The 25906-nt window shown below is 71.3% G+C and carries 28 protein-coding genes and 3 tRNA genes; 13 read left to right on the top strand and 18 right to left on the bottom strand.

What is annotated here, in order from left to right; all coding sequences use genetic code 11:
• Nucleotides 1–34: 34 nt before the first annotated feature.
• From ACIBCT_RS01980 to ACIBCT_RS01955, 6 genes are all read right to left on the bottom strand, one after another.
• Complete coding sequence (locus ACIBCT_RS01980) at nt 35–1267, bottom strand: glycosyltransferase (protein ID WP_399185536.1); 1233 nt, start codon at nt 1265–1267, stop codon at nt 35–37.
• 126 nt (nt 1268–1393) lie between these two features.
• Complete coding sequence (locus ACIBCT_RS01975; RefSeq protein WP_399185535.1) at nt 1394–1822, bottom strand: MaoC family dehydratase; 429 nt, start codon at nt 1820–1822, stop codon at nt 1394–1396.
• A 1-nt stretch (nt 1823) separates the two neighbouring features.
• Entirely contained in the window at nt 1824–2270 is a 447-nt protein-coding gene (locus ACIBCT_RS01970) for a MaoC family dehydratase N-terminal domain-containing protein (protein ID WP_344890670.1), read from the bottom strand.
• 277 nt (nt 2271–2547) lie between these two features.
• On the bottom strand, nt 2548–2712 hold the full coding sequence (rpmG, locus tag ACIBCT_RS01965; protein ID WP_030921771.1) for a 50S ribosomal protein L33: 165 nt from the start codon (nt 2710–2712) through the stop codon (nt 2548–2550).
• Between the two features lie 78 nt (nt 2713–2790).
• Nucleotides 2791–2864 (bottom strand) — tRNA-Met (locus ACIBCT_RS01960).
• A 203-nt stretch (nt 2865–3067) separates the two neighbouring features.
• A tRNA-Thr gene (locus ACIBCT_RS01955) sits at nt 3068–3140 on the bottom strand.
• Between the two features lie 393 nt (nt 3141–3533).
• Between ACIBCT_RS01955 and ACIBCT_RS01950 the strand changes: the two genes are divergently transcribed.
• The 5 genes from ACIBCT_RS01950 to ACIBCT_RS01930 all read left to right on the top strand — a co-directional run bounded on the left by ACIBCT_RS01950 (nt 3534) and on the right by ACIBCT_RS01930 (nt 7919).
• A complete protein-coding gene (locus tag ACIBCT_RS01950; protein WP_399185534.1) occupies nt 3534–3845 on the top strand; it encodes a hypothetical protein in 312 nt (103 codons plus the stop codon).
• Nucleotides 3846–4222: 377 nt separating this feature from the next.
• Entirely contained in the window at nt 4223–4471 is a 249-nt protein-coding gene (locus tag ACIBCT_RS01945) for a hypothetical protein (RefSeq protein WP_399185533.1), read from the top strand.
• A gap of 264 nt (nt 4472–4735) precedes the next feature.
• Entirely contained in the window at nt 4736–6028 is a 1293-nt protein-coding gene (locus ACIBCT_RS01940; protein WP_399185532.1) for a PP2C family protein-serine/threonine phosphatase, read from the top strand.
• 205 nt (nt 6029–6233) lie between these two features.
• Complete coding sequence (locus tag ACIBCT_RS01935; RefSeq protein WP_399185530.1) at nt 6234–6638, top strand: YciI family protein; 405 nt, start codon at nt 6234–6236, stop codon at nt 6636–6638.
• Between the two features lie 42 nt (nt 6639–6680).
• Nucleotides 6681–7919, top strand: coding sequence for an RNA polymerase sigma factor (locus ACIBCT_RS01930; protein ID WP_399185529.1), 1239 nt, complete (start codon nt 6681–6683; stop codon nt 7917–7919).
• A 438-nt stretch (nt 7920–8357) separates the two neighbouring features.
• On the opposite strand, the gene ACIBCT_RS01925 is transcribed toward ACIBCT_RS01930, so the two are convergent.
• The 8 genes from ACIBCT_RS01925 to ACIBCT_RS01890 form a co-directional block, all read right to left on the bottom strand.
• Nucleotides 8358–8810 carry a MerR family transcriptional regulator gene (locus ACIBCT_RS01925; RefSeq protein WP_399185528.1) on the bottom strand — a complete coding sequence of 151 codons (453 nt, stop codon included), beginning with the start codon at nt 8808–8810 and terminating at the stop codon, nt 8358–8360.
• Nucleotides 8807–9139: a hypothetical protein gene (locus ACIBCT_RS01920; RefSeq protein ID WP_399185527.1), complete on the bottom strand. Its 333-nt coding sequence runs from the start codon at nt 9137–9139 to the stop codon at nt 8807–8809. The genes ACIBCT_RS01925 and ACIBCT_RS01920 overlap by 4 nt, the downstream gene beginning before the upstream one ends.
• A 225-nt stretch (nt 9140–9364) precedes the next feature.
• Nucleotides 9365–10123: an SDR family NAD(P)-dependent oxidoreductase gene (locus tag ACIBCT_RS01915; protein ID WP_399185525.1), complete on the bottom strand. Its 759-nt coding sequence runs from the start codon at nt 10121–10123 to the stop codon at nt 9365–9367.
• A 15-nt stretch (nt 10124–10138) separates the two neighbouring features.
• Complete coding sequence (locus ACIBCT_RS01910) at nt 10139–11389, bottom strand: MFS transporter (protein ID WP_399185524.1); 1251 nt, start codon at nt 11387–11389, stop codon at nt 10139–10141.
• A gap of 103 nt (nt 11390–11492) precedes the next feature.
• Nucleotides 11493–12074, bottom strand: coding sequence for a TetR/AcrR family transcriptional regulator (locus ACIBCT_RS01905; protein WP_399185523.1), 582 nt, complete (start codon nt 12072–12074; stop codon nt 11493–11495).
• A 93-nt stretch (nt 12075–12167) separates the two neighbouring features.
• Nucleotides 12168–13259, bottom strand: coding sequence for a hypothetical protein (locus ACIBCT_RS01900; protein ID WP_399185522.1), 1092 nt, complete (start codon nt 13257–13259; stop codon nt 12168–12170).
• On the bottom strand, nt 13256–13774 hold the full coding sequence (locus tag ACIBCT_RS01895; RefSeq protein WP_399185520.1) for a SigE family RNA polymerase sigma factor: 519 nt from the start codon (nt 13772–13774) through the stop codon (nt 13256–13258). Before ACIBCT_RS01895 ends, ACIBCT_RS01900 begins: the two co-directional genes overlap by 4 nt.
• A gap of 275 nt (nt 13775–14049) precedes the next feature.
• Nucleotides 14050–14634: a GNAT family N-acetyltransferase gene (locus ACIBCT_RS01890; RefSeq protein WP_399185519.1), complete on the bottom strand. Its 585-nt coding sequence runs from the start codon at nt 14632–14634 to the stop codon at nt 14050–14052.
• Between the two features lie 155 nt (nt 14635–14789).
• Here ACIBCT_RS01890 and ACIBCT_RS01885 point away from each other — a divergent pair, with 155 nt between their 5' ends.
• Together ACIBCT_RS01885 and ACIBCT_RS01880 are read left to right on the top strand one after the other, a co-directional pair.
• The gene (locus ACIBCT_RS01885) at nt 14790–15527 is read left to right on the top strand and encodes a phosphotransferase family protein (RefSeq protein ID WP_399185518.1); all 738 of its coding nucleotides are present in this window, start codon (nt 14790–14792) and stop codon (nt 15525–15527) included.
• Nucleotides 15528–15594: 67 nt separating this feature from the next.
• Complete coding sequence (locus ACIBCT_RS01880; RefSeq protein ID WP_399185516.1) at nt 15595–16116, top strand: hypothetical protein; 522 nt, start codon at nt 15595–15597, stop codon at nt 16114–16116.
• 441 nt (nt 16117–16557) lie between these two features.
• Here ACIBCT_RS01880 and ACIBCT_RS01875 read toward each other — a convergent pair whose 3' ends face one another.
• Nucleotides 16558–16983 carry a MarR family winged helix-turn-helix transcriptional regulator gene (locus tag ACIBCT_RS01875; RefSeq protein ID WP_399185515.1) on the bottom strand — a complete coding sequence of 142 codons (426 nt, stop codon included), beginning with the start codon at nt 16981–16983 and terminating at the stop codon, nt 16558–16560.
• 141 nt (nt 16984–17124) lie between these two features.
• Here ACIBCT_RS01875 and ACIBCT_RS01870 point away from each other — a divergent pair, with 141 nt between their 5' ends.
• The 4 genes from ACIBCT_RS01870 (at nt 17125) to ACIBCT_RS01855 (ending at nt 21549) form a co-directional block, all read left to right on the top strand.
• Nucleotides 17125–18207, top strand: a complete 1083-nt coding sequence (locus ACIBCT_RS01870; protein ID WP_399185514.1) for an alkene reductase — start codon at nt 17125–17127, stop codon at nt 18205–18207.
• 18 nt (nt 18208–18225) lie between these two features.
• Nucleotides 18226–19053, top strand: coding sequence for an NAD(P)H-binding protein (locus ACIBCT_RS01865; RefSeq protein WP_399185512.1), 828 nt, complete (start codon nt 18226–18228; stop codon nt 19051–19053).
• A gap of 43 nt (nt 19054–19096) precedes the next feature.
• A complete protein-coding gene (locus ACIBCT_RS01860) occupies nt 19097–20020 on the top strand; it encodes a zinc-binding dehydrogenase (protein WP_399185510.1) in 924 nt (307 codons plus the stop codon).
• Nucleotides 20021–20406: 386 nt separating this feature from the next.
• Nucleotides 20407–21549: a pentapeptide repeat-containing protein gene (locus ACIBCT_RS01855; RefSeq protein WP_399185509.1), complete on the top strand. Its 1143-nt coding sequence runs from the start codon at nt 20407–20409 to the stop codon at nt 21547–21549.
• Nucleotides 21550–21715: 166 nt separating this feature from the next.
• On the opposite strand, the gene ACIBCT_RS01850 is transcribed toward ACIBCT_RS01855, so the two are convergent.
• A complete protein-coding gene (locus ACIBCT_RS01850) occupies nt 21716–22309 on the bottom strand; it encodes a DUF4291 domain-containing protein (protein WP_399185508.1) in 594 nt (197 codons plus the stop codon).
• Nucleotides 22310–22555: 246 nt separating this feature from the next.
• Nucleotides 22556–22640, bottom strand: a tRNA-Tyr gene (locus tag ACIBCT_RS01845).
• 509 nt (nt 22641–23149) lie between these two features.
• Between ACIBCT_RS01845 and ACIBCT_RS01840 the strand changes: the two genes are divergently transcribed.
• Both ACIBCT_RS01840 and ACIBCT_RS01835 read left to right on the top strand, forming a co-directional pair.
• On the top strand, nt 23150–23644 hold the full coding sequence (locus tag ACIBCT_RS01840; RefSeq protein ID WP_399185506.1) for a YajQ family cyclic di-GMP-binding protein: 495 nt from the start codon (nt 23150–23152) through the stop codon (nt 23642–23644).
• Between the two features lie 501 nt (nt 23645–24145).
• Nucleotides 24146–24991 (top strand): hypothetical protein, encoded by an 846-nt coding sequence (locus ACIBCT_RS01835; protein WP_399185505.1) that lies wholly within the window; start codon nt 24146–24148, stop codon nt 24989–24991.
• A 39-nt stretch (nt 24992–25030) separates the two neighbouring features.
• On the opposite strand, the gene htpX is transcribed toward ACIBCT_RS01835, so the two are convergent.
• The gene (gene htpX, locus ACIBCT_RS01830; RefSeq protein WP_399185503.1) at nt 25031–25879 is read right to left on the bottom strand and encodes a zinc metalloprotease HtpX; all 849 of its coding nucleotides are present in this window, start codon (nt 25877–25879) and stop codon (nt 25031–25033) included.
• Between the last annotated feature and the right edge of the window lie 27 nt (nt 25880–25906).

The raw sequence follows: 25906 nt of genomic DNA, 5'->3' as shown, positions 1-25906 counted from the left end.
GCGCTCCCCACCCCGGCCGACGTCCGTGACCAGCCTACGGCGAGCGCAGCAGCGCCAGCACCCGCTCCCGCGTCCCCGCGGTCTCCCTCTCCCGGTAGGCGGGATCGACGCCGTCGTCGGCGTGGTCCCGCTCCCGGTGCACCGGCAGGTCCTTGCCCAGCGCGACGAGCGTGCCCGGCAGCCCCAGCGAGAACTCCAGGCCGGCGTCGCCGTGGTAGCGGGCCTCGGCCGGGAATCCGCCCGCGGCCAGCGCGGCGTCGCGCCTGACCGCCAGCAGGTGGCCGTGCAGCCCCCGGACCTCGCCGGCCTCGGCGTCCGCCCATCCCCGGCCGTCGTCGCCGAAGGTCACGCCCTCCCAGCCCGCCGCGGTCACGTTCTCGTCCTCCAGGGCCTTGACCAGCGGCGTCACCGCGTCGCCGTCCAGGATGACCGAGGTGTCCATGACGACGTGCACGTCCGAGTCGTCCAGGCGCAGCAGCGCGTTCCGGCTCTCCCCCCACCCGGCGGAGCCGCCCCGCCAGTGCGGGAGCTCGGCCACGTGCCAGGCGTCCACGCGCCGGGGGAACTCCCCGGCCAGTTCGTGCAGGACCGCCCCGGCGCCGTCCACGTCCCCCAGGTCGAGGGCGAGGACCTTGACCTCGGTACGGGCGACCAGGGCGCGCACGCACTCGCGCACGTCGTCGGGGCGGCCGTCGACCAGCAGCGCCACGGTGACCGTCGCGCGCGGCGCGCTCGCCTCCTCGACCCCGGCCGGGGGGACGATGCTCTCGTCCATCCGGGAGACCGAGAGGCTGCCGTCCCAGAGCAGCTGGGAGGAGACCATCCGCTCGGGATGGCCGTCGTGGTCCTCGGAGCGGCCGAGCAGCTGGGAGTCGTCGGCCGTCGGCCCGGGGGCGGCCTCGGTCTCGGCGATCCGGTTGGCGTCCAGCTCCCCGAGCCCGCCGGGGTCGCGGCCAGGGTCGGCCGCCCCGGCGACCCGGCCGGGATCGGCGTCCTTTTCCCGCCCGCCGGCGTCGTCGGCGTCCACCCGCCGCTCACCGGTGCCACCGGCGTCGCCGGCCTCACCGGTGCCCGTGCGCGCCGCGCCGTCGGGGCCGGTGTCCGTGACGATCGGCGGGGCGGTGGTCCGCCCGGCGTCGTGACCACCCGGGGTGATGGGGGCGGGGGCGTCGTCCGTGGAGGGCGAGGCCGCCTGGGCCGTACGGCCACCCTCCCGGGGCAGGGACGCTACCGTGGGCCACACTTCGAAGGTCGGTGCTTCGCTCATGCCGGGACGCTACCCCCGGACCGGGAGAAGATTCGGCCCTCCCCCGACTGCCGCCGACCGCCCCTCGGCCGTCCCGGGAAGGCACCCCGGGCGGGCCCCGGCCGCGCCGGGGCCCGCCTGCGGGCGTCAGGAGAGCTGGACCACCGCGCGGGCCTTGGACAGCACCCGCGAATCGTTGGACCTGGCGGTCAGCGCGACCACCACGCGCTTGTCCTCCAGCTTCTCCTCGATGATCCCGCTCACCGTGATCACCGCGCCCCGGTCGTCGTCCGGGACGACGACCATGGAGGAGAACCGCACCCCGTAGTCGACGACCGCGCCCGGGTCGCCCGCCCAGTCGGTGACGAACCGGCCGCCCTGGGCCATGGTGAACATGCCGTGCGCGATCACGTCGGGCAGCCCGACGGTCTTGGCGAAGCGCTCGTTCCAGTGGATGGGATTGAAGTCACCGGAGGCCCCGGCGTACATCACCAGGTTGGCCCGGCGCACCGGGTAGTCGACGGGCGGGATCTGCTGCCCCGTCTCGACCTCGTCGTACCTGACCGTAGCGGCCATCTCAGCTCGCCCCTCCGCGCTCGACGATGGTGTTGTAGGCGACGCACACGTCCTCGCCCTCGACGGTGCCGATGTCGCTCCTGACGGTGATCAGCTCGTTCCGCCCGACGACGCGGATGTCGGTCACCGTGGAGACGCTCACCAGCTCGTCCCCGGCCCGGATCGGCCGCCGGTACTCGAAGCGCTGCTCGCCGTGGACCACCATGGCCAGGTTCAGGCCGAGCTCGGGATCGGTCAGGATCGACCCCCCGGACAGGCTGAACACGATGGGGAAGGTCGGCGGCGCGATCACGTCGGGGTGGCCCGCCGCCCGGGCGGCCTCCCGGTCCCGGTAGACCGGGTTGTCGTCGCCGATCGCCGCCGCGAACTCCTTGATCTTCACGCGGCTGACCTCGTACGGGGCGGAGGGCGCGGACGCCCGCCCCACGAAGTCGCGGTTCAGAGCCATCGTGCTCCTTTGCGGGCACCGGCACGGCACGGCCGGCGCCGGTGGGTCGAGCTGACAGTGACAGGACGAGCATCCAGGATGCGGGCCGCGGGGCCCACCGGGAAACCGTAGCCCGGCGGGCAGGCGGCGGGGGTCTCCATCGGGACCAACGTCCGGGCGGAGAACATGGAGGAACACGACAAACCGGCGCCCCGTTCGGGACGCCGGTTTGTCGTGGAGCATGTACGTGCCGACGGGGCACTCATCCCCCGACGCCGGGCGGGGGGCTTCGCGAGGACTAGCGGGTCTCGCGGTGCGCCTGGTGCGTCTTGCAGTTCGGGCAGTACTTCTTCAGCTCAAGCCGATCCGGGTCGTTGCGCCGGTTCTTCCGCGTGATGTAGTTGCGGTGCTTGCACTCCTGGCAGGCCAGCGTGATCTTGGGCCTAACGTCGGTGGCAGCCACTTGGGAGTGCCTTTCTACGTTCGAGACATTGGACAACCCGCGGCAGTCTCCTCCGATGGAGGAGACCCCGGTGGGTAGTAGCGGAGGCCGGACTTGAACCGGCGACACAACGATTATGAGCCGTTTGCTCTGCCTGGCTGAGCTACTCCGCCTTGAGGCCGACGAAATCGACCGACCCCGCAAGGATACCCGACCCGTCGAGTGCCTGCGAACTTGTGCAGGTCGGGGCGATCCCTTCTGGGTCACCCCAGTATGCCCGCCGGCGCGTCGGAACCTTGAGTATTTTCTGGCCTGCACCTTTAGGGCCGACCAAGCCGAAAGCCCCAACCGGAAGGTCAGGGCTTTTAGGCTGTCGAGCCCCTTTACGGAATCGAACCGTAGACCTTCTCCTTACCATGGAGACGCTCTGCCGACTGAGCTAAAGGGGCCTGTCCGTGTCGCTCTCGCTTGCGGACAGGTGTAACCATACACGGCTCCGCAGCGGGATGCGAAATCAATCGAGGACCGCTCGGATCACCCCGTCTCCCCCGGAAACCCCGGCGTGCCGGTGACACCGCCCACACCGCGCGCCCCGCCCCGGCCGGCGCCTCGGGCGAGGGCCGCCCGTGGCACAGGTCGTCGATGAAACGATCGGCGGGGACCACGTGCCCGCCGGCCGTCACGAGCCTGGCCACCACCGCCCGCCGCCGGGAGGGACCGAGGTCCGCCGCATGACCGTTGATCTCCGCCTGGAGCGGACCGAGAACGCGCAACACAGTAAAAAGCGGGCTATGCCCCTTTCGCCAGCTTTTGCGGGAAACCGCGGGACACCAAGGAGCACGATGCTGCAGGACCGTCGCAGAGAAACGATCCGCGCGCTCGACGAGAGCGACCGGCCGCACCTGTACTGGCACGGCGTGGACGACGACGGCCACGTATGGCTGTTCGAGACCGTGCTCGACGACGGCGGGGAGTACTGGCCGGTGAGGCACGCCGAGCTGGGCTCGGACGGCATCGCCCGCACGTACTCGTGGAGGCACATCGAGGACGAGCACGGTTTCCTGGCCGAGGGCCCGATCTACCCCGACGACTTCGGGCTGAACGCCCTGACCCCCGAGGAGTTCGGCACCCTGTGGGCCGCGCTCAGCCGGTGAGACGGCCCCGGCGCACCGGATCCGGGTGAGGCTCCGCGCACCCCGGGACGCACCCCGGACGTGCCCCCGGACGCGGCCCGAGCACGGCGCCGGCACGGTCGACAGGCGGCTCGGACGCGACCCGGTCACGGTCGGCACGCGGCCCGGACGGCATGGACGGCATGGACGGCATGGGCGGCATGGGCGGCGCCCGGAGCCGGGCATCGCGGATCGCCCGGGAGGCCGGCGGATAAAAAGCCGGACATATCAGTTTTTATGGATTTTCGACTGTTTTCGAGCAGCGGGCGAGCGTGGCGATCCCCCGGGCACGAGGAAAGGACAAATTCATACGACAAAATGGGTTATTTCGCATATCTGCGTAGGAGTAGATTGCTCGCATGAGCGGAACGCCCGGCCTGGGGACGGCCGCCTCGGGAACGACCCCGCTGAGCCTGCGGACCGCCGACGCGGTGGTGCTGCTCGACTGGCTGATGAGCGTGGACCTCGACCGGCTCCCCGTCCGGAACCTGGCGCAGAAGCAGGCCCTGATGGATCTCCTCCAGCGGCTCGACCGGAGCATTCCCGGCTACACCCCCGAGGACGTCGACCGGGCGCACCGCCTGCTGACCTCCGAGATGGGTCTGTAGCAACCGCTTTCCGGCACCGTACGAAAAGTACTCGCGAGGCGGGTCGGGAGCGGGTGACCAGGGCACCGTACGATTTACCGCGGGACCGTGTGATCCGCGGCCGGGAGGGCAGCACCGCCTCCGGACCATCGCGGCGCGGACCGGCCGCGCGGCGGCCCGCTTCGTTCCAGGAGACACGATCACCGGTCCTGGGCCGGTCCCGGGGACCCTCCGTCGCGGCGGCGCGTCCGCGGGCGGCGGGCCGGGAAGAAGGCGGTTGCGCACATGGGCTTTGAGATCCCGCAGGCGGTGCTCGACCCCAAGCGCCTGTCGGCGGTACAGGCCACCGGCCTGCTCGACACCGAGCCGGAGCCCTCGTTCGACGATCTCGCCCTGCTGGCCGCCCGGGTGACCGGCACGCGGCGGGCGTTCGTGACCCTGGTGGACGACCGGAGGTCGTTCTGGAAGAGCGCGATCGGCATGGGCGAGCTCTCCATGTCCGAGCGGCAGAGCCCGGTGGCGGACAGCCCCTGCCACATCCTGATCGCCACGAACGAGCCCCTGCTGGCCGGGGACGTCGCCGCCGACCCCCGCCTGGACTGCCTGGCGGCGGTGAAGCGGCTGGAGATCGGCGCCTGGGCCGGATACCCCATCCACGGCCCGGACGGCGAGGTCCTGGGCGGGCTCTGCGTGGTGGACGAGACCCCGCGCACCTGGACGGACATCGACGCGCAGACGCTGGCCACCCTGGCACGCGCCGTGTCGGGGGAGATCATGCTCCGGGACGCGCTGGCCCGCTCCGAACGGCACGTGGCCGAGCTGCAGGCCGCGGGCAGGGTCTCCGAGGAACTGGCCCGGACCCTGCAGGAGAGCCTGCTGCCGCCGATGATGCCGGAGGTCTCCGGCCTGGAGGCCGCCGCCACGTACATCCCGGCGGCGGGCGGGGTGAACGTGACCGGCGACTTCTACGACCTGTTCATGGCCAGCGGCCCGCGCTGGTGCGCGATCCTGGGCGACGTGTGCGGGCACGGCGTGGAGGCCGCGCAGATCACGGCCCTGGCCCGGTACACGATGCGGGCCGACGCGCCCCGCCACGTCTCGCCCAGCAAGGTGCTGGAGCAGCTGAACCGCGCCCTGCTGGCCCAGCGGGTCAAGGACGGCCGGTTCCTGACGGCGGTCTGCGCGATCTTCCGCCCCGAGGGGGACGGGTTCACCGGGATGCTCTCCACCGCCGGGCACCCCTCCGCCCTCCTGCGGCGGGGGGACGGCACGGTGGAGGCCCTGCGCACGCGCGGCGTCGTGCTGGGCGTCCTGGAGGAGACGGGCCTGGAGAACGTCCGCTTCGACCTGCGGCCCGGGGACACGCTGCTGCTCTACAGCGACGGCGTCACCGAGGCCCACCCGCCCGGGCAGCAGGACCTGTTCGGCGACGAGCGCCTGATCGCCCTGCTGGCGTCCTGCGCGGACCTGGACGCGCACGAGACCGTACGGCGGATCGGCGACGCCGCCCTGGAGTACAGCCGAGGGCACATGACCGACGACATGGCCATCCTGGCGCTCCGCGTCCCGCCCCCCTGACCGCCCCGCGATCACGACCGTGTCCGCGTCCGTGTTTGCGTCCGTGACCGCGTCCGTGACCGCGTCAAAGCCCGGAACGGCGACCGGCCCGCGACCGCGGCCGGATTTCTTCCGGGATCGCCGGTAAGAATGTCGAGAAAGCGGTGACCGGCTTCTACCACGGGGAGAGCGCCGGCACAGGCGCCCGGGAACAGGGAGCGAACCCATGAAGTACATGCTGCTGATGCAGTCCTCCGGCGCACAGGCCGACTTTCCCCCCATCGAGACCTGGCCGGTGGAGGACGTCATGGCCCACATCGAGTTCATGCGGGCCACGGGTGAGAAGCTCGGCGCCGCCGGGGAACTGGTGGACGCGCAGGGGCTCGCGGCTCCGGACCAGGCCAGGATCGTGCGGGCCGGCCAGGGCGGCTCCCCCGTGATCACGGACGGCCCGTACCCGGAGACCAAGGAGTTCCTGGTCGGCTACTGGGTGGTCGACTGCGAGAGCCCCGAGCGGGCGATCGAGCTGGCCGCGTACGTCTCGGCCGCGCCCGGTCCCGGCGGCAGGCCGCTGAACATGCCGATCGAGGTACGCCAGGTGATGTCGGCGAGCCCGGCCGAGGAGCTGTGACCGCTGGATGATCCCGTCGTCGACGACCTGCTGCGCCCGCTGGTGCCGCAGGTCGTCGGCGTGCTCACCCGGCGCTTCGGCGACTTCGCCACCGCCGAGGACGCGGTCCAGGAGGCGCTCCTGGACGCCGTGGCCCAGTGGCCGGTGGAGGGGGTGCCCGGCAACCCGCGGGGCTGGCTCGTCCACGTCGCCTCCCGCCGGATGACCGAGCGGGTCCGCAACGAGCAGGCGCGGCGCCTGCGGGAGGAGCGGGTGGCCGCGCAGGCGCCCCCGGACCGCAGGACGGCACCGGCCGCGGACGACGAACGCGCGGCGGACCGCGACGACACGCTCACCACGCTCTTCCTGTGCTGCCACCCCGCGCTGACCCCGGCCTCGGCGATCGCCCTCACCCTGCGGTCCGTGGGCGGCCTGACCACGGCCGAGATCGCCAGGGCGTTCCTGGTCCCCGAGGCGACCATGGCGCAGCGGATCAGCCGCGCCAAGCAGCGCATCAAGGCCTCCGGCGTCCCCTTCCGCATGCCCCTGCCCGAGGAACGGGCACGACGGCTCGCCTCGGTGCTGCACGTGCTCTACCTGATCTTCAACGAGGGGTACGCCAGCAGCGCGGGCCCCGACCTGCAGCGCGTGGAGCTGGCCCGCGAGGCGATCCGGCTGACCAGGACGGTCCACGACCTGCTCCCCGAGGACCGCGAGGTGGCCGGGCTGCTCGCGCTGATGCTGCTCACCGACGCCCGGCGTCCCGCGCGTACCGGACCGGACGGCGCCCCGACCCCGCTGGCCGAGCAGGACCGCGGCCTGTGGGACGGCGCGGCCGTCGCCGAGGGCGTCGCGCTCGTCACCGCGGCCCTCGCCGGGGGCGCGGTCGGCCCGTACCAGCTCCAGGCGGCGATAGCCGCGCTCCACGACGAGGCCGCCACGGCCGAGGAGACCGACTGGCCGCAGATTTTCGCGCTGTACGGCCTGCTGGAGCGCATGTCCGACAACCCGATGGTCTCCCTGAACCGCGCCGTCGCCGCCGCCATGGCGCACGGCGCCCGGGCCGGCCTCGGCATGCTCGGGGCGCTGGAGGCCGACGGCCGCCTGGCCGGCCACCACCGCCTCCACACCGCGCGGGCCCACCTGCTGGAGATGGCCGGTGACCGGCACGCGGCCGTCGAGGAGTACCGCGTCGCGGCGAGCCGCACGACGAGCATCCCCGAGCGGGACCACCTCACCACCCGCGCCGCCCGGCTCGCCGCCATGGACACCGGAGAGGCCGGGGACCCCGAGGGTTCCTGAGGGCGTCGCGTACGGCACGAACGGGCCCGGGGCGGCCCCGTCCCGGAAGCGCGAGGCACAGGCACGAGGCGCGGGCCACGGCCGTCCGCCGGACCACGCGAGAAGGGCCCCGGAGGAACATCCGGGACCCTTCGGCGTCCCCGGTCGCCCCCCATGCGGGAACCGCTCGAGAGGCCCGGCACGACCGGAAGAACGCCATGAAGATCATTTCACACATCTCGGCGGCCGGTGACACGCGACCGCCCGCGCACCCCGCCCCGCCGTCCCGGCCCGCGGGACACGGCACCCGCCCCCCGGAAGGCGTCCCCGCCGTCAGGCCCCTCCAGGATCCGACTCCGGAAGGCGTCTCCGCCGGTCAAGGCTCCCCGGGATCCCCCGGGAAGGCGTCTTTGCCGGTCAGGACCCTCCGGGATCACCCTCGGAAGCCGTCCCCGCCGGTCAGGACCCACCGGGATCCGCCCGGTGACCCCCGTCCGCCGGGTCGGGGAACGGCAGGGGGCAGCACGAGTTCGCCGCGCACGCCTCCAGGTCGTCGCACCCGGCGTCCACCGCCCGGATCAGCGTCTCGCGGACGGTCAGCAGGTCCTCGATCCTCCGTTCCACCTCGCCGAGCTTGGCCTCCACGCGTGCCCGCAGGCCGCCGTCCGGCCCGCCCCGGCGGTGCGCGGTCGCCTCGACCAGGTCGGCCACCTCCTCCAGGGTGAAGCCCAGCCGCTGCGCCGCCTTGATCATCCGCAGGACCGTCACGGTCCGCGGCGGGTAGAGCCGGTGCCCCCCGTTGCTGCGCGGCGGCTCTCGCAGCAGACCCCGCCGGTGGTAGTAGCGCAGCGTCTGCGCGTTGACCCCCGCCGCCTCGGCCACCTCTCCGGTACGCAGCGGGCCCCCGTTCACGACACGTCCCGGGGAGCCGAGGCGATCGCCCGGGCCACCAGCCCGTCGAGCACCCCCGCGTACGCCGCGGGGACCTCCACGTCCACGGTCGACCCGGCGTCGTCCGGCACCAGGGTGAAGGTGAAGAACGAGCAGCAGCCCGTCTCCCGGGCCATCAGGTCCCGTACGGTCTCCCGCACCCGCGCTCCGCCGTCCAGCGTGAGCCGCAGGTGCGTCGCCCCCACGCGTTCCAGCCCGAGCAGCGCGGAGGCGAACAGCTCGTCGAACTCCGCGATCCGCGACGGTCGCTCTCCGGTCGGGAGCGTGCATACGGCCGGCACCCACTCCATGAGCCCTCCCTGCGCCACGCCGCCCGTCCGTCGCGAGCGGCCCTGCCCTCGACGGTAGGCCCGTACCCCGGTACAGGATGCAACCCCCGCGCCCGCGACGGGCGCGGGGGCTCCCGAGGCGCTCGCCGGACTTGCGGAGCGGTCGCCGCCCGTCCGGCCGGAGATCACGGTCTCGGTCCCGGGCCGGGGATCGCGGTCCCGGGCCGGCGGGCGACGGCCGCTCCCTCAGGCGGTGGCGCCCCCGTCGAGGACCAGGTCGTGGCCGACCGCGAATCCCGACTCGGGCGCCGCGAGCCAGAGCACGGCGGAGGCCGCCTCGTCGAGCGACCCGACCCTGCCGATCGGCAGCGCGCCCTTGAGCCGCTCGGCCCGGTCGGCCTCGGTCTCGCCGGGCCACAGGGACATGGAGGTGTCGATCGGCCCCGGGCTGAGCACGTTGACGCGGATGCCCTGCCCGATGTACTCCTTCGCGGCCGTCCGGCTCAGCGCGCTCACGGCCGCCTTGGACGCCGCGTAGGCGCCGAGGAACGGCAGCCGCATGTGGGCGCCCAGGTTGGAGGAGGTGTTGACGATCACGCCGCCGCCGTTGCCGAGCATGTGGGCGATCTCGTGCTTCATGCTGAGGAAGACGCCGGTCAGGTTCACGGCCAGCAGGCGGTCCCAGGCGTCCTCGTCCATGTCCGCGAGCATGCCGCCCTCGACGACCCCCGCGTTGTTGAACGCGACGTGCAGGCCGCCGTGGCGCTCCACCGTGGTCGCGACGAGCCGGGCGACGTCCGCGGAGGAGGAGACGTCGGCGGTCACCGCGTCGGCCCGGCCCCCCTCGTGCTCGATCAGCTTCACGGTCTCCTCGAGCGCCGCGGCGCCGCGCCCGGCGACCACCACGGTCGCGCCCTCCCGGGCGAAGGCGAGCGCGGCGGCCCGGCCGATGCCCGAGCCCCCTCCGGTGACGAGGACCACCTTGCCGGTGAAACGTGCTGTCATGATCTTCTCCTTCGGTTACCTGGTACGGCGCGGGAGCGCCGAGAACAGAGCGGTGACGACGAGAGCGGCGGCGGCGCTTCGCAGGGCGAAGGCGTAGCCGCTCGACGGGTGGTGTGAGTGAGCGCCCGCGAGGAAGACCAGCACCGCGAGGCCGAGGGGCGGGCCGATCTCCATCGCGGTGTTCAGCAGCCCCCCTGCCAGGCCGCCCTCGCCGTCCCGCGCGTCACGCATGACGGCGAGCGCGGCGGCGGAGAACGTCATCCCCGCCCCGCAGGGGAAGACGACCAGGCCGGCGTAGGGCGCGTCGAGAAGGCTGAGCAGCAGCAGACCGGCGCCCGCGACGGCCAGGCCGACCGCCAGGACGCGGCGGATCCCCAGGCGGGGGACGAGCCGCCCGGCCAGGGGAGCGGACACGAGGACGGCCGGGGCGGACAGCAGGAACGCGACCGACGTCCACAGCGGCGACAGGCCGCGGACCTGCTGCAGGTACAGGGAGAGCAGGAAGAACCCGCTCGCCATCGCCCCGGCGCAGAGCATCACGGCGACCAGCGGCAGGGCACGCCCGCGCAGGAACGGCAGCGGCATCAGCGGTGCCGCCGAGCGCCGCTCGACCAGGACGAAGAGCACGAGCAGCACGACACCCGCGAGGACCGTCCAGCCCGGGCGCTCGGCCCCGTGGATCAGCGCGGCCAGCCCGGCGGTCGCCAGCACCGCGCCCGGCCAGTCGATCCGGCTCCTGCGCGGCGGGGGGTCGACGGGCAGGAGCCTCGGCGTGACGGTCGCCGCGACGGCCGCCACCACGACCGGCACCAGGAACACCCACCGCCACGGCACCCAGGTGGTCACCACGCCGGAGAGCACGATCCCCGCGGTCGCACCGGCGCTGCTCAGCACGCCCCACACCGCCGTCGCCCGCATCCGGCGGCGCGGATCGGGGAACACGACGCCCAGCAGCGCCATCGCCGCCGGTGCCGCAAGCGCCGCACCGGCCCCCTGGGCGAACCGGGCGATCACCAGCACGCCCGTCCCGGGGGCGAGACCTGCCGCGACCGAGGCGAGGCCGAAGACGGCCATGCCGGTGACGAACACCCTCCTGGGGCCGAGGAGGTCCGCCAGCCGCCCGCCGAGCAGCAGCAGCCCTCCGAACGACAGGCCGTAGGCGGAGGTGACCAGCACCAGGTCGGTGTCGTCCCCCCGCAGATCCCGCTGGACGGCGGGCAGCGCCACGGTGATGACCGTGATCGTCGCGATGAGCGTGACCTGCACGGCTCCGAGCAGCGCGAACGCCGTCCGTGAGGCACGTTTTTCTAGATCGATCGTTCCAGTTTCGGGGCATGCGGAAGCGCCTCGCGTCACGGTGATCACTTCCTCAGTCCAGGACGGCCAGCGCCTGCGCGGTGGCGTCGCGCAGCCTGGCGGGGTCGGGGTGGGCACGGCCCAGGACGCGCATGCCCTGCATCATGACCAGCAGGAACCGGGCCAGGGCACGTGGATCCCTGTCCTGCGGGATCTCGCCCTGCGCGCGCGCCCGGGTCAGCGCCGAGGTCAGCGCGGTCTCCAGGTTGTCCCAGCTCGCCTCGACCCGGCGGGCCGTCTGCGGATCGCGCGACATGACCTCCACGGCCGCGTTGACGACCATGCAGCCGCGCCTGCGCTCGTCGCACAGGGACTCCTCGGCGTACGCCTCGACCAGTGCCCGCACGGCCGGGAGCGCGGGCCCCGGCTGGGAGAGCACCTCGACGACCCGGGGGTCCCTGGTCTGCAGGTACCTCTCGAACGCCTTCACGTAGAGGTCGTGCTTGCCGCCGAAGGTGGCGTAGATGCTCGCCCGGGCGATGCCCAGGTGCTCCACCAGGTCGGCCATGGACGTCGCCTCGTACCCCCGCTCCCAGAACAGCTCCAGCGCCTTCTGCAGGGCCGCGTCCGGATCGAACTCCTTGGTCCTTGCCACACCACGGACCCTAGCCATACGAGACCGATCAGTCAAATATCAGGGCCGGGGGACGACCGGTCGTCCCCCGGCCGGGAGTCCCGGCCCGCGGCGCTACGGGATACCCGCCACTCCCGGCAGTATCACGGACGGGAACGTGGCCCGGTAACGGACCAGCCGCCGGGCCTGGCCGGTCCTGACGTCGACCGCATAGGTACTGATCTCGCCTTTCCCGTACACGATCGTGATCTCGGATTCGTTCCGCCACAGGGCGGTGTCGGTGACGCTGCCGTCCTCCGGCAGGCCGCGGATGGCGACCTTGCGCAGGGTCCGCCCGGTCCCGGTGTCGAGAAGGGTGAGCGTGCGCTTCATGAGGTCGGCGTGCTCGAAGGCGGCCACCGTGCGGCCGTCCGGGGCGAGCTCGCTGAACATGATGAACGCGCCGTCGAAGCGCACCGGCGTGCCCCCGCCGGTGACGGGCATCTGCCACAGGTCGGTCTTTCTGTACCGCACCAGCGCGGCGACGCCGTCCTTGACGCCGACCGGCTCGTACACGCCCGGTATCGACACCGTCCTGCCGGTCCGCACGTCGATCAGCAACCCGGGCTTCTTGGTCCCCTCCCGCGGATCGAAGATCACGTAACGGCCGTCGTCGGAGACCACGAGCATGGAGCCCACGCCGATCCGCCCTTCCTTCACCGTGACCGGGGAGACGACCTCGGAACCGCTCACCAGGTCGCGGACCACGTGCGCCTGGGCCCGGCGGCTGTAGTAGGCGAACATGCGCCCGTCCCGGCTGATCGCGGTGGGAACACGCCGGCGGTCGGCGGTGACGGCGAGCGCCTGCGGCACCCGGTAGGTCGTGCCGGAGCGGGTGACCACCCGCCACTCGGCGGCGTCGCAGTCGAGGCCCCCCTCCCCCTGCCTCACCTCGCACTCCGTCAGGTACGCGTGGCTGAGCGGCCCCACCCTGCCGTCCGGGAGGTCGGGCAGCGTGTCCGTCCCGCGCGACGCCACCGTCCCGTTCCCCCGCTCCCCCGGCGGCGTCACGACCGCGGTCGCCATGCCGAGCGCCACGACCGCCGCGGCGACCGCCGCCAGGCCGGTACGACGCCTGCTCCGGTGACCGGTGATGACCCGATCGGCCAGGTCCACCAGGGGAGCCTCGCGGGCGATGTCGTCCAGCGCATCGTGCAGCCTCGTCATCGGGCCACCTCCCTGACCTCGGGATCGGACAGCAGGTACGCCAGTTCGGGCGCGAGCGTGCGCAGGCGGGCCAGCGCGTGATGGACCTGGCTCTTGACGGTGCCCACCGAGCAGCCGAGCGTCTCGGCCGTCTGCGTCTCGGTGAGGTCCTCCCAGAAGCGCAGCACGATCACGGCACGCTGCTTGGGCGTCAGCTTGGCCAGCGCCTGGCGGAGCACGATCCGGTCGAGCGTGGCCTCGTCATGGGAGGCCCCGCGTTCCGGCGGGTCCGCGCTCGGTGACTCGAGACGTGGCCGGCGCCACCAGGAGATGGACTGGTTGACCAGCGCCTTGCGCGTGTACGCCTCGGGGTTGCCGTCCCGGGACAGCTTGGGCCACTTCCCCACCACCTTGATCAGGACGCTCTGCAGGAGGTCCTCCGCGAGGTGGGCGTCTCCCATGAGCAGGTAGGCGACGCGCATCAGCGCCTGCTGGCGGGCGAGCACGAACTCGCGGAACTCGTCGTGATCATTCAATGTGATCTCCCCCTCCCCCGTTGCTAACGCGTCTCATGGGATGAATGGTTGTAGCCCTTCTGTTTTTCCATGAGAAGTCCGCTCCGGTACGTCCGGGCAGGAAACCGGCCCCGATGTCCGCGCGATACGTCCGGGCAGGAGGCCGGTCCTGACGTCCGCGAGGTGCGTCCGGGCAGGAAACCGGCCCCGGCGTCCGCGCGGTACGTCCGGATCGGAGACCGGTCCCGGCGTCCGCGGAAGCGCCGGCTCCGAGGGCCCGCGTCCGGTGATCGGGATCATTCCGGGTTCGGAGGACCCCCGCCGGAGGCCTGGCGATCACCGGCGGAACGGTGGCCGGCGAGCGAGCGGACCGCGTCCGGATCCCAGGTGTACTCGACGGCGGGCAGGTCGAACCCCGCGGGGAAGCGCTGGACGAACTCCCTGGTGGGCCGGCCGCCGAGACGCCGGTAGAAGGCGATCGCGGAGGTGTTGCCCCGCAGCACGCCCAGGTACAGGACCCTGCCCGGATGCCGCGTCGCGGCCCAGGCGAAGGCGTGACGCATGAGCCGGTGACCGATTCCGGAACCCCTGCTCGCGGGCCGGACGTGCAGGTTGTCGAGCAGGACGCGGCCGTCGGCCTGGAGGCCGAGGTAGACGAACCCCGCGAGGACGGTGTCCTCGACGGCCACCAGCAGGCACGGGGGGTGATCGTGTTCCGGAGCGGCGGTGAGGCGCGCGTTCCACACGCTCCTGCGCTCGTCGAGCAGCGGTCCGTTCAGATAGTCGTCGGGCATGATCCCCGCGTAGGCGGTCAGCCAGCTTTCGGCGTGCAGCACCGCGATGTGCTCGGCGTCGTCCCTCGTCCCGAATCTGATGAGCATGGCGTAGAGGCTGGCACGGTCACCGGTGGAGCCGATAGCCGGACGGGAACAGCCCGGCGAACTCGGTCGCGACGGGCGACGGGACGTGGTCGGCCGCGGAGTCGCACGTGACGAACCCGGCGACACCGATGATCATCCTCGTGATAATGGCGGGCGTGGAAGAGGTCGAGGTCGTCGTCGCCCATCAGGAGCGCGCGACCCTGCGCGTCGGTGACGTGTTCCTGAAGATCGACGCTGATCGGACGCGTACCGACGTGGAGGTCGAGGCGATGGCCATGGCGCCGATCCCCACTCCGGAGGTCCTGTGGCGGAAACCGCCCGTGCTCGCGCTCGCCGCCCTCCCGGGGACGGCGCTCGGCCGCCTCGGCGAGCCGTCGAGCGCGTCGCCGGCGGCGTGGGCCGCGGCGGGTGCCGCCGCACGAATGCTGCACGACGCGCCGCTGCCGCCATGGCCCGGTCGGAGCCTCGACGAGATCGCATCGGACCTCGACGGTGAATGCGAGTGGCTCGTCACGAACGGCGTCCTTCCCGCCGACCTGGTCACGCGCAACCGCCGCGTCGCCGAGGCCGCGCTCCGGCCGTGGGCACCGGTGTTCACGCACGGCGACCTGCAGATCACCCACGTGTTCGTCGACGGTGACGAGCTCACCGGCGTGATCGACTGGTCCGAGGCGAGCCAGGGCGATGCCCTGTTCGATCTCGCCACCTTGACGCTCGGGCACGAGGAGCACCTCGGCGACGTCCTCGCCGGTTACGGCACCGACGTCGACCTCGACGTGATCCGCGCGTGGTGGTCGTTGCGAAGCCTGCTGGCGATCCGCTGGCTGGTCGAGCACGGCTTCGACCCGTCCTCACCAGGCTGCGAGGTCGACGTGCTGAGATCGCGGATGTGAGGTCGCACGAGCCTGACGGCTACGGGTGCCGTTCTGCCGGGCACCGATGCTCGGGCACAATCGCGGGATGTTCGACTTCGGAGTTCCCGGATATCGGCCGGAATGGTTGAGCGGACGTTCGGCGATCACCACCGCTCACGGGGCGAGGCTGGGTCGTCTCGTCGGCCGGCGGCTGACCCGGGCCCTGGTGGTATGGGATCTCGACGAGGACGCCTGGTTCGCCGACTGCCCGATCCTCCTGGACTTCGAGGGCGAACAGGTCGAGATCAACCACTGGAAGTTCGACGAGCTCTCCATCACCTGGAACACCATCGATCCGGCGCGCGCACCGGACTGGTCCGGCTTCCACCTGGCATGGCGTGACGATGCACCGGGTGACCTCGCCGCACTGGTCGGACGGCCTTGCTCGGCGGTGGAACTGCTGATGTGGAGGGACGAGCGCCTGGGTGAGGGCCGGATCGTGTCCGTGGGGTTCGGCTTCCCGAACGGTCAGGTGACGATCTACAACGCGCTCGACGAGAACGGCATGGAGTTCACCCCTCCCGGTGACCGCTACGTCCGCTACGGGCTTGGACCATCGCATCCGTAGGCTCTCGGACGACCCGCAGGATCGTCCGCAGCCGCTCGCCACGCCGGTCGCGCCGGGGTTCCTCGCGGTCACCCGGCCGGACAGTTCCAGGGCGACTCCCACGCGCGGCCCTCATGTGAGCCTGGGCACCGTGCGTACCCTGCTCCCGTGAACAGAGATGCGCTCGCCCGGCTCCTCAGAGGTCACGCTACGCGGCAGCCGGTCGGCGGATCCGCCACGCCCCATCGCGTACGCCTGGAAGATCGTGTGCCGCGAGCCGGGGCTGACGGTCGATGAGATGATCGTCCGCCTGGTGGATCGAGTCGAACCGTTCAGCCAGGCCATCGCCCGACTGGTACGGGAGCTGGACCAGGGGGATGGGAACCGCCGCGCTCAGGGCGAGAGCCGCGTTCCCCCACCCGTCCACCGATCAGGTGTCGCCGGTCGCCTTCCCCTGGCACGTCATCCCCGCATCGCCTTCCTCAGCAGCGCCGTCAACTGCGCGCGTTCCGCGGCGGTGAGGTTCGCCGCGGCCGCCCTCGGGAACTCGAAGGACTCCTCGAACGCCTCGTAGAGGTCGTCGCCGTCCGGCGTGCGCACGATCTGCCGGGAGCGCCTGTCCTCCGGGTTGGGCTCACGGCGCACCAGCTCGCGTGCCTCGAGGCGGACGACGATCTGGGTGATGTTGGAGGCGTCGCAGCGCAGTTCCTCGGCGAGTTCCCCCATGCTGCGGCGGGTCTCGACGCGTCCGAGCACGCAGGCGTGGGCGGTGCTGAGCCCGTGCTCGTTCGCCGCGGCCTCCCACGCCTGGTTGTAGGCGTCGACGAAGTCGAACATCGCCTGTTCGACGTCGGTCGCGGCGCTCGCGGGTACGGAGGGCACTGCCATGGAGCGATTGTAGGCCAGGAATTTGAGTCGCTCAAGGATCCGAGATTGCTTGATTGACTCAAGGAATCGTGCCACGATATCCATGAGCCGATCAAGTAATTCTCGTCCGGCCACATCCGCGTTCCTCAGCGAGGAGAAGTCATGAACACTCTGTTCGACCCGGTGGCGGTGGGCACACTGCGGCTGCCGTCCCGCCTGGTGATGGCCCCGATGACGCGGAACAGGGCGACCCCGGAGGGCGTCCCCACCCCGCTGACCGCCGAGTACTACGCCCAGCGGGCCGGCGCCGGTCTGATCATCTCCGAGAGCATCCAGCCGAGCGTGCTGGGCCAGGGCTACATCCTGACCCCCGGCCTGCACGGTGCCGAACAGGTGGCGGCCTGGCGCACGGTCACCGAGGCCGTGCACGCGAAGGGCGGCCGCATCGTGGCGCAGCTCACCCACTGCGGCCGGATCGGGCACCCGTCGTTGTACCCGAACGGCGAGCTGCCCATCGCGCCGTCCCCGGTGGTCTCCGGTGAACAGATGATCAGCCTCGAAGGCCCGGTGGACCACCCGACGCCGCGGGAGATGACCACCGCGGACATCGCCGACGCCGTCGAGGAGTTCGCGCAGGCCGCCCGCAACGCCCTGGAGGCCGGCTTCGACGGGGTGGAGGTGCACGCCGGGAACGGCTTCCTGGTGCACCAGTTCCTCGCCGACAACACCAACCTGCGCACCGACGAGTACGGCGGCTCCGTCGCCGGCCGCATCCGTTTCGCCGTCGAGGTCGTGCGCGCGGTCGCCGAGGTGGCCGGCGCCGGCCGCGTCGGCATCCGAGTCTCGCCGGGCAGCCCGTACAACGCCATGGTCGAAGCGGACCCGCTTCCGGTCTACACCGCGCTGCTCAACGAGCTCGCGGTGCTCGACATCGCCTACGTCCACGTCGTCGAGATGGGCACACGCGACCTGACCAAGCAGCTTCGGGCCGCATGGCCGGGCACGCTCATCCTCAACCCGCACGAGACCATGGAGGTCTTCCCGGCCACCGTCGACGCGGCGCAGCAGGCGATGGAGGCCGGTATCGCGGACGCGGTCTCCCTGGGCGTCCTGTGGCTGGCCAACCCCGACCTCGATGTGCGCATCAAGACCGGCGGTCCGTTCAACACCCCGGACCAGGCGACGTTCTACGGCGGCGACCACACCGGCTACACCGACTACCCGACGCTGGCGAACGCCGAATAGGTCAAAGGACCGATGAGCATGACCAGAACCGTCCTTGTCACCGGAGCGCGCGGGAAGACCGGCCGCGAAGTGGTGGCGCAACTCGCCGAACGCGATGACACCGTGGTCCGCGGAGGGTCCTCGCGGAACTCACAGGAGCCGACAACGGTCCCCTTCGACTGGCGGGACCGGTCGACCTGGCCGAAGGCGGTGGACGGGGTGGACGCGATCCACCTTGGACGCCCGGACGTCCAGGACTCCGCCGAGCTGGTCACGCGACTCATCGCCGCCGCACCGGCCGCCCACATCGTCCTCGTCTCCGAGCAGGGCGCGGAGCGTGTCGCGGCCGGCGGCTGGGTGCGGCAGGTCGAAGACGCCGTCACCGGCAACGCGAACCGCTGGACGATCCTCCGCCCGTCGTGGTTCCAGCAGGTGCTGACCGATCCACGCTACTTCCTCGACGCGATCCGCCACGAGCGGGTGATCAGCCTGCCCACCGGCGGCTCGCCGATCGCCTGGGTCGACACCCGCGACATCGCCGCCGTCGCCGTACAGGCGATCGCGGACCCTGCCACCCACCACGCCAAGGCCTACACCGTGACCGGCCCGGAGGCGGTCACCACCGCCGACATCGCGGCGAACATCTCAGCCGCGATCGGCGTCCAGGTCACAGCCACGGTCCCGCCGCTGTCGGCGGCCGTCGCCGGAGCCGCCCCGTGGCTCGCCGAGGTCGTGGGCGACATGTTCGGCCGGGTGCACGACGGGACGTTCGCCAGGGTCAGCGACACCGTCGAGAAGGTCACGGGACGCGCGCCACGCACGATCGGGGAGTTCATCGCCGAGCACGCCGACCAGTGGCGCGGCTGAGATGCGCACGGCCGGCTCGGCGCACACACAGATCGGACAGCGGATGAGAGCACTCGTTCACCACCGGGCCGACGAGCACATGCTGCGCATGGACGGCGCGCCGGTCCCGGAACCCGGCCCGTCACAGGCGCTCGTCCGGGTCGTCGCGTTCTCCTTCAACTTCGGGGAGGTCGCCTTCCGGACGCCGGAACTTCCGGACGGCACGATCCCCGGATGGGACGCGGCGGGCATCGTGGTCACTCCGGCCGCCGACGGCTCAGGCCCGGCGAGCGGAGCACGCGTGGTCACCTTCGGCTGGGCAGGCGCGTGGGCGGAGTTCCGCGCGGTCGACACCGACGAGCTCGCGGTCGTTCCGGACGGGGTGGACCTCGGATCCACGGCGGCGCTGCCGGTCGCCGGCGTCACCGCACTGCAGGCCGTCCGGCGGCTCGGCCCCCTCCTGGGCCGACGCGTGCTGGTCACCGGGGCGTCCGGCGGCGTCGGCAGGTACGCCGTGCAGCTCGCGAACCTGGCCGGGGCGGAGGTCGTCGCGTCCGTCGGTTCGCCCGGACGCGGCAAGGGCCTGCTCGCCCTCGGCGCGACGGAGGTCGTCATCGGCCCGCAGACCATGAAGGGACGGGTCGACGGCGTGGTGGACAACGTCGGCGGCCGGCAACTGGCGGAGGCGTACCAGCGGCTCTCGTCCGGCGGTGTCGTCGCGGCGGTGGGCATGGCGTCCAAGGAACCGACCACGATCGACTTCGAGCAGGCCCGGACAGGCCACGATCGCGGGCGCATCGAGACGTTCAACATCTCCGTACCGCTCGGCGGCGACCTGCGGTACCTCGTCCGCCTCGCCGCGCAGGGCCGGTTGGAGATCCCCGTCGGCTGGCGGGGCGGCTGGCACTCCTACGAAGAAGCCATCGGACAGCTGCTGAACCGGCAGGTCCCCGGAAAGGCCGTCCTCGACGTCCAGGAAAGCGACTGAAGAGAACAGACGAGCAAGAGGTACCACGAAGAGCTCAAGCGGAAAGCGGTCAAGGCGTTGGCGAGCGGGCGGGCCACGGTGTGGGCGTCCTGCTGAGGGTCTACGCCAAGTGCCACGACGGGCAGAAAGAGATCGCCGACAAGCGGATCAGTGACGCGCTGACCGCATGAGACGCACGCCGCACGACCGGGGTCCCGGAACACCCTCCGGGACCCTTTGGCATTCCGAGGTTGTTTCGATTCGTTTGTGCCGGCCACGCAGCACACGGTGGTGCGGCTGGAGCCTGCCTGAAGGCTGTCTCGTAACGTCGGCGCTGCCGTGCAGCTTGTCGACGAGACGACCTTTAGTCACGCTGGAGGCCCCGGAAGCCGATCTCTGGTGAGTCCATGAAGCGCTTCGAAGATCACATCTCCCCTCTCCCCGGTCACCCCGTGCGGACGGACAAGATCGCAGGTGTCCGCCCCTCCGTGCTGTCCCGGATCTCGGGTCCCTTCATCCTTGCCGCGCTTCTGGGGCTCGCCGCCTTGGCCGGCGCCGTCTTCCTCCCCCGCTACCTGCTCGCATGGGACCTGGGTACGGCAAAGCCGCCGGCCGACTACGCCGCTGCTGTGAACAACATCCGCACGGCCCTGCTTCAGGGCGTCGGAGGCCTGGTGCTCCTGATCGGCGCCTACCTCACCTGGCACCAGCTACAGCTCAGCCGCCACGGGCAAGCCACCGAGTCCTTCGCCTCCGCCATCGCGCATCTGGGCGACCCGAGCGTGGACGTCCGCCTCGGCGGCATCTACGCCCTGGAACGTATCTCCCGCTCCTCCACGACCGACCGCCAGGTCATCGGGGAGATCCTCTCCGCGTTCATCGGCAACCGAGCCCGCGATCCCCAACGAGACATCCAGCACGCACGTCACGCCACCACAGCACCAGGCAGCGCTGTCAACCTTTCCCTCCGCGCCCCTGACATCCACGCGGCACTGACCGTCCTCGGCCGCCGGGACCCGGTCCGGAACCAGGTGCTCCGCCTTGACCGCACGGTCTTGCCCAAGACCAACCTCGCCTCCGCCAGGCTTCACGACGTGGACCTTCATTTCAGCGACTTGGCCGAAGCCTCCCTTGTCGGCGCCGACCTGACCCGTGCGGATCTCACCGGAGTGCGGCTGGCGGGGGCGATCCTTGTCGACGCGGTCCTCTACCAGGCCGACCTGCGCGATGCCGTCCTGACCCGGGCCATCGCCGAGTGCGCCGACCTCCGGGGCACCGACCTGACCAGGGCCGAGCTACGGAACGCCAACCTGCGCGGCGCCCGCCTGGACTACAGCGACCTCCGAGGAGCCACACTGACCGGAGCCGTTCTGACGGGCGCCTCACTGAAACACGTGGTGTTCGACGAGACCACCGTGTGGCCCGACGGATTCGACTTCTCCCACCTCAGACCCGTACGGCGGCGATCGCTCCCGCCCATCCGTCCCAGGACCTACAAGGAGTTCGCGGTCCAGGCGGCAACCGCTGAGAACGACCCTCCGGCCAAGTAGGCCCTGCCGGGGTAGGTATTTATCAATTCAGGCCGGAACTGAGCCGGGCTCAGCCCGGTGAACACCTCGATGAGCTCACGAAGCTCCGCCGACAGCATCTGCACACCAGGTCCGACGTCAGTCCGTCCACCGAGTCGAGAGACAGCCTTCAGGAGTCATGAGCGGATCACGGACGTAGGTGGGCCAGAAGCTCGTCCCCGGCAGGGTAAGGACGTTCCTCGGGCAGGAGACGGACCGCGGTGTCCGGCTCGTCGTTGCGCATGAGTGCGTGGATCTCGCGAGCAAGCGGAGTCACGTCGGTGATGGCGACCGTCCACTCGTCCGCGTACCGGCGGGCGCCCTCATCCGAGAGGCCGAGCTGCAGTGAGCGGTAGGGCAGCGGCTGTAGGCGGAGATCGCGTTCGGGATCCCACTGCACTCGGGCCGGCGCATGCTTCAGCTGCCGCTTCCAGGTGTCCCGGTCGGAATGAAGTCCACGCTCATAGTGCGACAGGCACGCGTGGCGCAGGGCCCATTCGAACCCCTCGCGGACGATCTCGATGGCCAGGACGGTCTCCTGTCCCTCCTTGGTGCCCCAACCGCAGCGGTACATCATCCACAGGAACGATGGTTTGACCCACGTCATCCGGTCTCGCTTCCAGGCGGCGGGGAAGCGTCCACGGCGAGCGGCGGGGAGGCCGATCTCCGGAGCGTAGGCCTGGTAGACGGTGACCGTTGAGGCGGTGTGGACCGCCCGGATCCTGCGCTCTGGTTCTTCCATAGGGGTCAGGATGAGGGCCGGCCACTGGGAGGATCCATTGATTTAAAAGCCGTCTCCTTCGGCTTCACCGGCCGCCCCTCATCCCTGAACCGCTCCGAGAGCCCGGCACGGCCCGGGGAAACGGCCTCAGGATCATTGCGCGTATATTGCGCGACCACCGACACAGGGCCGCTCAGGGTGGCATCCGGCTGCATGGCCCGGAAACGCAAAAGAGGCCCCGGAGGGCCTCTGAGCTGCTGTTTCTGCTGGTGGCAGGTGCAGGACTTGAACCTGCGTAGGCTGAGCCGACGGTTTTACAGACCGCTCCCTTTGACCACTCGGGCAACCTGCCGCGTCCTCCGCTTGCGGCGGCGACAGGAAGAAGAATAGCGGACTTCGGCTGGTGACGTGACATCGGCGGCGCGTGCCGCCCCCTACCCGCCCCCACCTGGGCCTTTAGGGCGTATCGGCTGTTCCTGACGGCTACGGGTGGGGTCAGAGGGACGCGTGGGAGACGGTCCGGTGCCGACGCGAGGAGGATGCGGCGGGAAGGAAGCGGGGGTCGGCACGGTGACGGGCCGGTGTGGCGGGTGCGGGTCGTGATGACGCCCGTGAAAGCCGGGAAACGGGACGCGTACAGGATGGGGGTCGAGTTGGGGGGTCGGCCGGGGTGGCGGGAATGCGACGGGGCCGGGATGGGACACGCCACCGCCTCGGCATCGGTGAGAGATGCTGGCTAGGCTGATCCGTTACGTACGCGTCTACCGAACCGGCTCGCGGACGTCGCCGCGATTCGAGGTCCGCGGCACCTGGGAGCCGGGCCGTGGCTGATAGTTCTACCGGGTCAGAGGGGATTGTACTTTGGCGGATTCATCGTTCGACATCGTCAGCAAGATCGACCACCAGGAGGCCGACAACGCGCTGAACCAGACGCTCAAGGAGGTGGGCCACCGGTTCGACTTCAAGGGTACCGGGGCCACCATCGCCTGGTCGGGGGGACAGAAGGCGATCGAGATCAAGGCCAACAGCGAGGAGCGCGCCAACGCGGTCCTCGATGTCTTCAAGGAAAAACTGATCAAGCGGGGGCTCTCGCTCAAGATCCTGGACGCGGACGAGCCCAAGCTCTCGGGCAAGGAGTACCGCCTCGTGGTGACCCTCAAGGAGGGCATCGACCAGGAGCACGCCAAGAAGATCTCGAAGATCATTCGTGACGAGGGGCCCAAGGGCGTCAAGGCGCAGATCCAGGGTGACGAGCTGCGCGTGAGCTCGAAGAAGAGGGACGAGCTCCAGGAGGTCATCGCCCTACTCAAGGGTAAGGACCTGGAGATCGCCCTTCAGTTCTCGAACTACCGCTAGCCGGGCGAGCGATCGGCGCCCTGGACCGGGATTCCATGATTCCCGTCGTCGATCAGGGCACGCCCAGGGCACGTTCAGGGCACACGGCCGGGGCAGGAGGTCTCCCATGCCCCGGCCGCTCACCTGCTCGAATCGGCGCGGCCACCGGCCGTCGGGACACCCGGCGTCCGCGGTGCCGGACGGCCGCCGATGCGGCGAGGCCGTCCGGGACGTGTGGCCGGCGCGCCGTCCACCGCTCCCGTCATGGGAGGGCCCGTGACCGAGCGTCCACCCTGACCGGCAGGGGCCGTTCCGCGAAGGGATCTCCGGCCTGCCGGCAGGGAGGTTCGGTTCCGTCGCCGGACCGGATGACGACATCCGCGACGGCATCACCGGCCGGACCTCGGCCGGGGCGTACAGTGGCCGGTACGTAGCGGACGCCCCCGTTGTCCGGGGACTCGGGGGTTCTCCATGAGATCGTTCCGCCGTTTGGGCGTCTGTGCCGGTGTGCTCGTCATGGCGATGGCGGTTCCCCTTCCGGCACGCGCCGTGGACGTGCGGTCTCCGGCCCGGTACGCGGGGCTCGACGGCTGCCTCTGCGCCCCGTGGAGGCTCTGGGGCCGGGGGGACGACGTCGTCGACCTCACCGACGCCCGGGTGTTCTCTTCGCGGGGACGGCGTGCTCCACTGGCCCTGTCCCCCAACGGGGGACATGTCGCCTACTTCCAGCTCGACGGCGGGGCGCTGGTGGTGCGGAAGGTGGCCTCGGACGCGGTACGCGCGGTGCCGGGCGTGACCTGGTCGACCGCCATGCGTGCGACGCGGATCGAACTCTCCCCGCGCGGGCGGTACGTGGTGCTGAGCGCCGGAGGGGAGCACCGGATCCTGGACACCCGCAGCGGGGCCGGCCCCACGGTGCCGTCGGGGCTGCGACCGTGGAGTTTCAGTCCCGACGCGGAATTCGTGCTGCTGGTGGACGACACGTTCCAGGCGCGGGTGTACTCGATGTCGCCTTTCGCCGAGCGGGGACGCGCGCCCCTGGGAGGCGCGCTCGGGCCGGGAGGCGAGACCGTCGCCCACTTCACGGAACGTGACGCCGGGATCGATCTGTGGAGCGTGACGTCCGGCGTCCCTCTCACGAGCACCCCCGTCACCGTCCCGTACGGCAGGACCGCGACCCGGCTGCGCTGGAACGTCATGGGTGAGCTGGAGCTGCAGACGGTCGTTTCGCGCCGGGCGAGGAAGGGGGGTGGTAGCCGTTACACCTGGTATCGGGTCGATCGGGAGACGGGCGGGACGGAACGGGCCGGTGGCTTCGTCGTGCCCGGGTCGGTCCACCATCCGATCGTCGCCGGGTTGAGCCCGTGATCCGTCCCGGGCCGCAGGGAGCCGTTTTTCCGGACGGGGTCAGCGGCGGTAGCCGGCCATCCGCTCCAGGCGGGCGACGCGCTCGGCGGTGGGCGGGTGGGTGGAGAAGATCCTGCTGATCCCGGTGCCGCGGAAGGGGTTGGCGATCATCAGGTGTGAGGCGGAGACGATGCGGCCGTTCTCCGGGAGGGGCAACCGGCGGGTGCCCATCTCGATCTTCCTCAGTGCCGAGGCCAGGGCCAGCGGGTCACCGGTCAGCCTGGCTCCGGACTCGTCCGCCTGGAACTCGCGGGAACGCGAGATGGCCGTCTGGATCATCCCCGCCGCGACCGGGCCGAGCACGAGCATGAGGAGGGCACCGACGAAACCGGGCCCCTCGTCGTCGTCCCCGCCGAAGAAGAGCCCGACGTAACCGAGGTAGGTGATCATCGTGGCGAGCGCGCCGGCCACCGAGGAGATCAGGATGTCGCGGTTGTAGACGTGGGAGAGCTCGTGGCCGATGACCCCGCGCAGCTCGCGCTCGTCGAGCAGCCGGGTGATCCCGTAGGTCACGCAGACCGCGGCGTTACGGGGATTTCGTCCCGTCGCGAAGGCGTTGGGCTGCATGGTCGGCGAGACGTACAGCCGGGGCATGGGCTGGCGGGCCTCGGTGGAGAGCTCCCGCACGATCCGGTAGAGGACCGGTTGCTCGACCTCGCTCACGGGCCGGGCGCGCATGGCGGACAGCGCCATGCGGTCGGAGAAGAAGTACGCGACGGCGTTGACCGCCAGTGCGGTCACGACCGCGATCTGCACGCCGGCGCCGCCCCCGAACCACGCCCCCACCGCGATGATCACCGCGGACAGCGCGCCGAGGAGGGCCGCGGTACGCAGACCGTTGTGGTGCACTTCATCCCCCTCCCGGTCGATGCCGAC

Origin of the sequence: Streptosporangium sp. NPDC050855, assembly GCF_044456585.1 — a bacterium.
Taxonomy (GTDB): domain Bacteria; phylum Actinomycetota; class Actinomycetes; order Streptosporangiales; family Streptosporangiaceae; genus Streptosporangium; species Streptosporangium longisporum.
Note: the sequence above shows the minus strand (reverse complement) of the source record. Positions and strands in the feature narration are given on the sequence as shown.

What these genes read in the sequence shown, in the direction of transcription:
- ACIBCT_RS01980 (WP_399185536.1), bottom strand. Translation starts at nt 1,267, where the DNA reads ATGAGCGAAGCACCGACCTTCGAAGTGTGGCCCACGGTAGCGTCCCTG.
- ACIBCT_RS01975 (WP_399185535.1), bottom strand. Translation starts at nt 1,822, where the DNA reads ATGGCCGCTACGGTCAGGTACGACGAGGTCGAGACGGGGCAGCAGATC.
- ACIBCT_RS01970 (WP_344890670.1), bottom strand. Translation starts at nt 2,270, where the DNA reads ATGGCTCTGAACCGCGACTTCGTGGGGCGGGCGTCCGCGCCCTCCGCC.
- ACIBCT_RS01950 (WP_399185534.1), top strand. Translation starts at nt 3,534, where the DNA reads ATGCTGCAGGACCGTCGCAGAGAAACGATCCGCGCGCTCGACGAGAGC.
- ACIBCT_RS01945 (WP_399185533.1), top strand. Translation starts at nt 4,223, where the DNA reads ATGAGCGGAACGCCCGGCCTGGGGACGGCCGCCTCGGGAACGACCCCG.
- ACIBCT_RS01940 (WP_399185532.1), top strand. Translation starts at nt 4,736, where the DNA reads ATGGGCTTTGAGATCCCGCAGGCGGTGCTCGACCCCAAGCGCCTGTCG.
- ACIBCT_RS01935 (WP_399185530.1), top strand. Translation starts at nt 6,234, where the DNA reads ATGAAGTACATGCTGCTGATGCAGTCCTCCGGCGCACAGGCCGACTTT.
- ACIBCT_RS01920 (WP_399185527.1), bottom strand. Translation starts at nt 9,139, where the DNA reads ATGGAGTGGGTGCCGGCCGTATGCACGCTCCCGACCGGAGAGCGACCG.
- ACIBCT_RS01915 (WP_399185525.1), bottom strand. Translation starts at nt 10,123, where the DNA reads ATGACAGCACGTTTCACCGGCAAGGTGGTCCTCGTCACCGGAGGGGGC.
- ACIBCT_RS01900 (WP_399185522.1), bottom strand. Translation starts at nt 13,259, where the DNA reads ATGACGAGGCTGCACGATGCGCTGGACGACATCGCCCGCGAGGCTCCC.
- ACIBCT_RS01890 (WP_399185519.1), bottom strand. Translation starts at nt 14,634, where the DNA reads ATGCTCATCAGATTCGGGACGAGGGACGACGCCGAGCACATCGCGGTG.
- ACIBCT_RS01880 (WP_399185516.1), top strand. Translation starts at nt 15,595, where the DNA reads ATGTTCGACTTCGGAGTTCCCGGATATCGGCCGGAATGGTTGAGCGGA.
- ACIBCT_RS01875 (WP_399185515.1), bottom strand. Translation starts at nt 16,983, where the DNA reads ATGGCAGTGCCCTCCGTACCCGCGAGCGCCGCGACCGACGTCGAACAG.
- ACIBCT_RS01870 (WP_399185514.1), top strand. Translation starts at nt 17,125, where the DNA reads ATGAACACTCTGTTCGACCCGGTGGCGGTGGGCACACTGCGGCTGCCG.
- ACIBCT_RS01865 (WP_399185512.1), top strand. Translation starts at nt 18,226, where the DNA reads ATGACCAGAACCGTCCTTGTCACCGGAGCGCGCGGGAAGACCGGCCGC.
- ACIBCT_RS01860 (WP_399185510.1), top strand. Translation starts at nt 19,097, where the DNA reads ATGAGAGCACTCGTTCACCACCGGGCCGACGAGCACATGCTGCGCATG.
- ACIBCT_RS01855 (WP_399185509.1), top strand. Translation starts at nt 20,407, where the DNA reads ATGAAGCGCTTCGAAGATCACATCTCCCCTCTCCCCGGTCACCCCGTG.
- ACIBCT_RS01850 (WP_399185508.1), bottom strand. Translation starts at nt 22,309, where the DNA reads ATGGAAGAACCAGAGCGCAGGATCCGGGCGGTCCACACCGCCTCAACG.
- ACIBCT_RS01835 (WP_399185505.1), top strand. Translation starts at nt 24,146, where the DNA reads ATGGCGGTTCCCCTTCCGGCACGCGCCGTGGACGTGCGGTCTCCGGCC.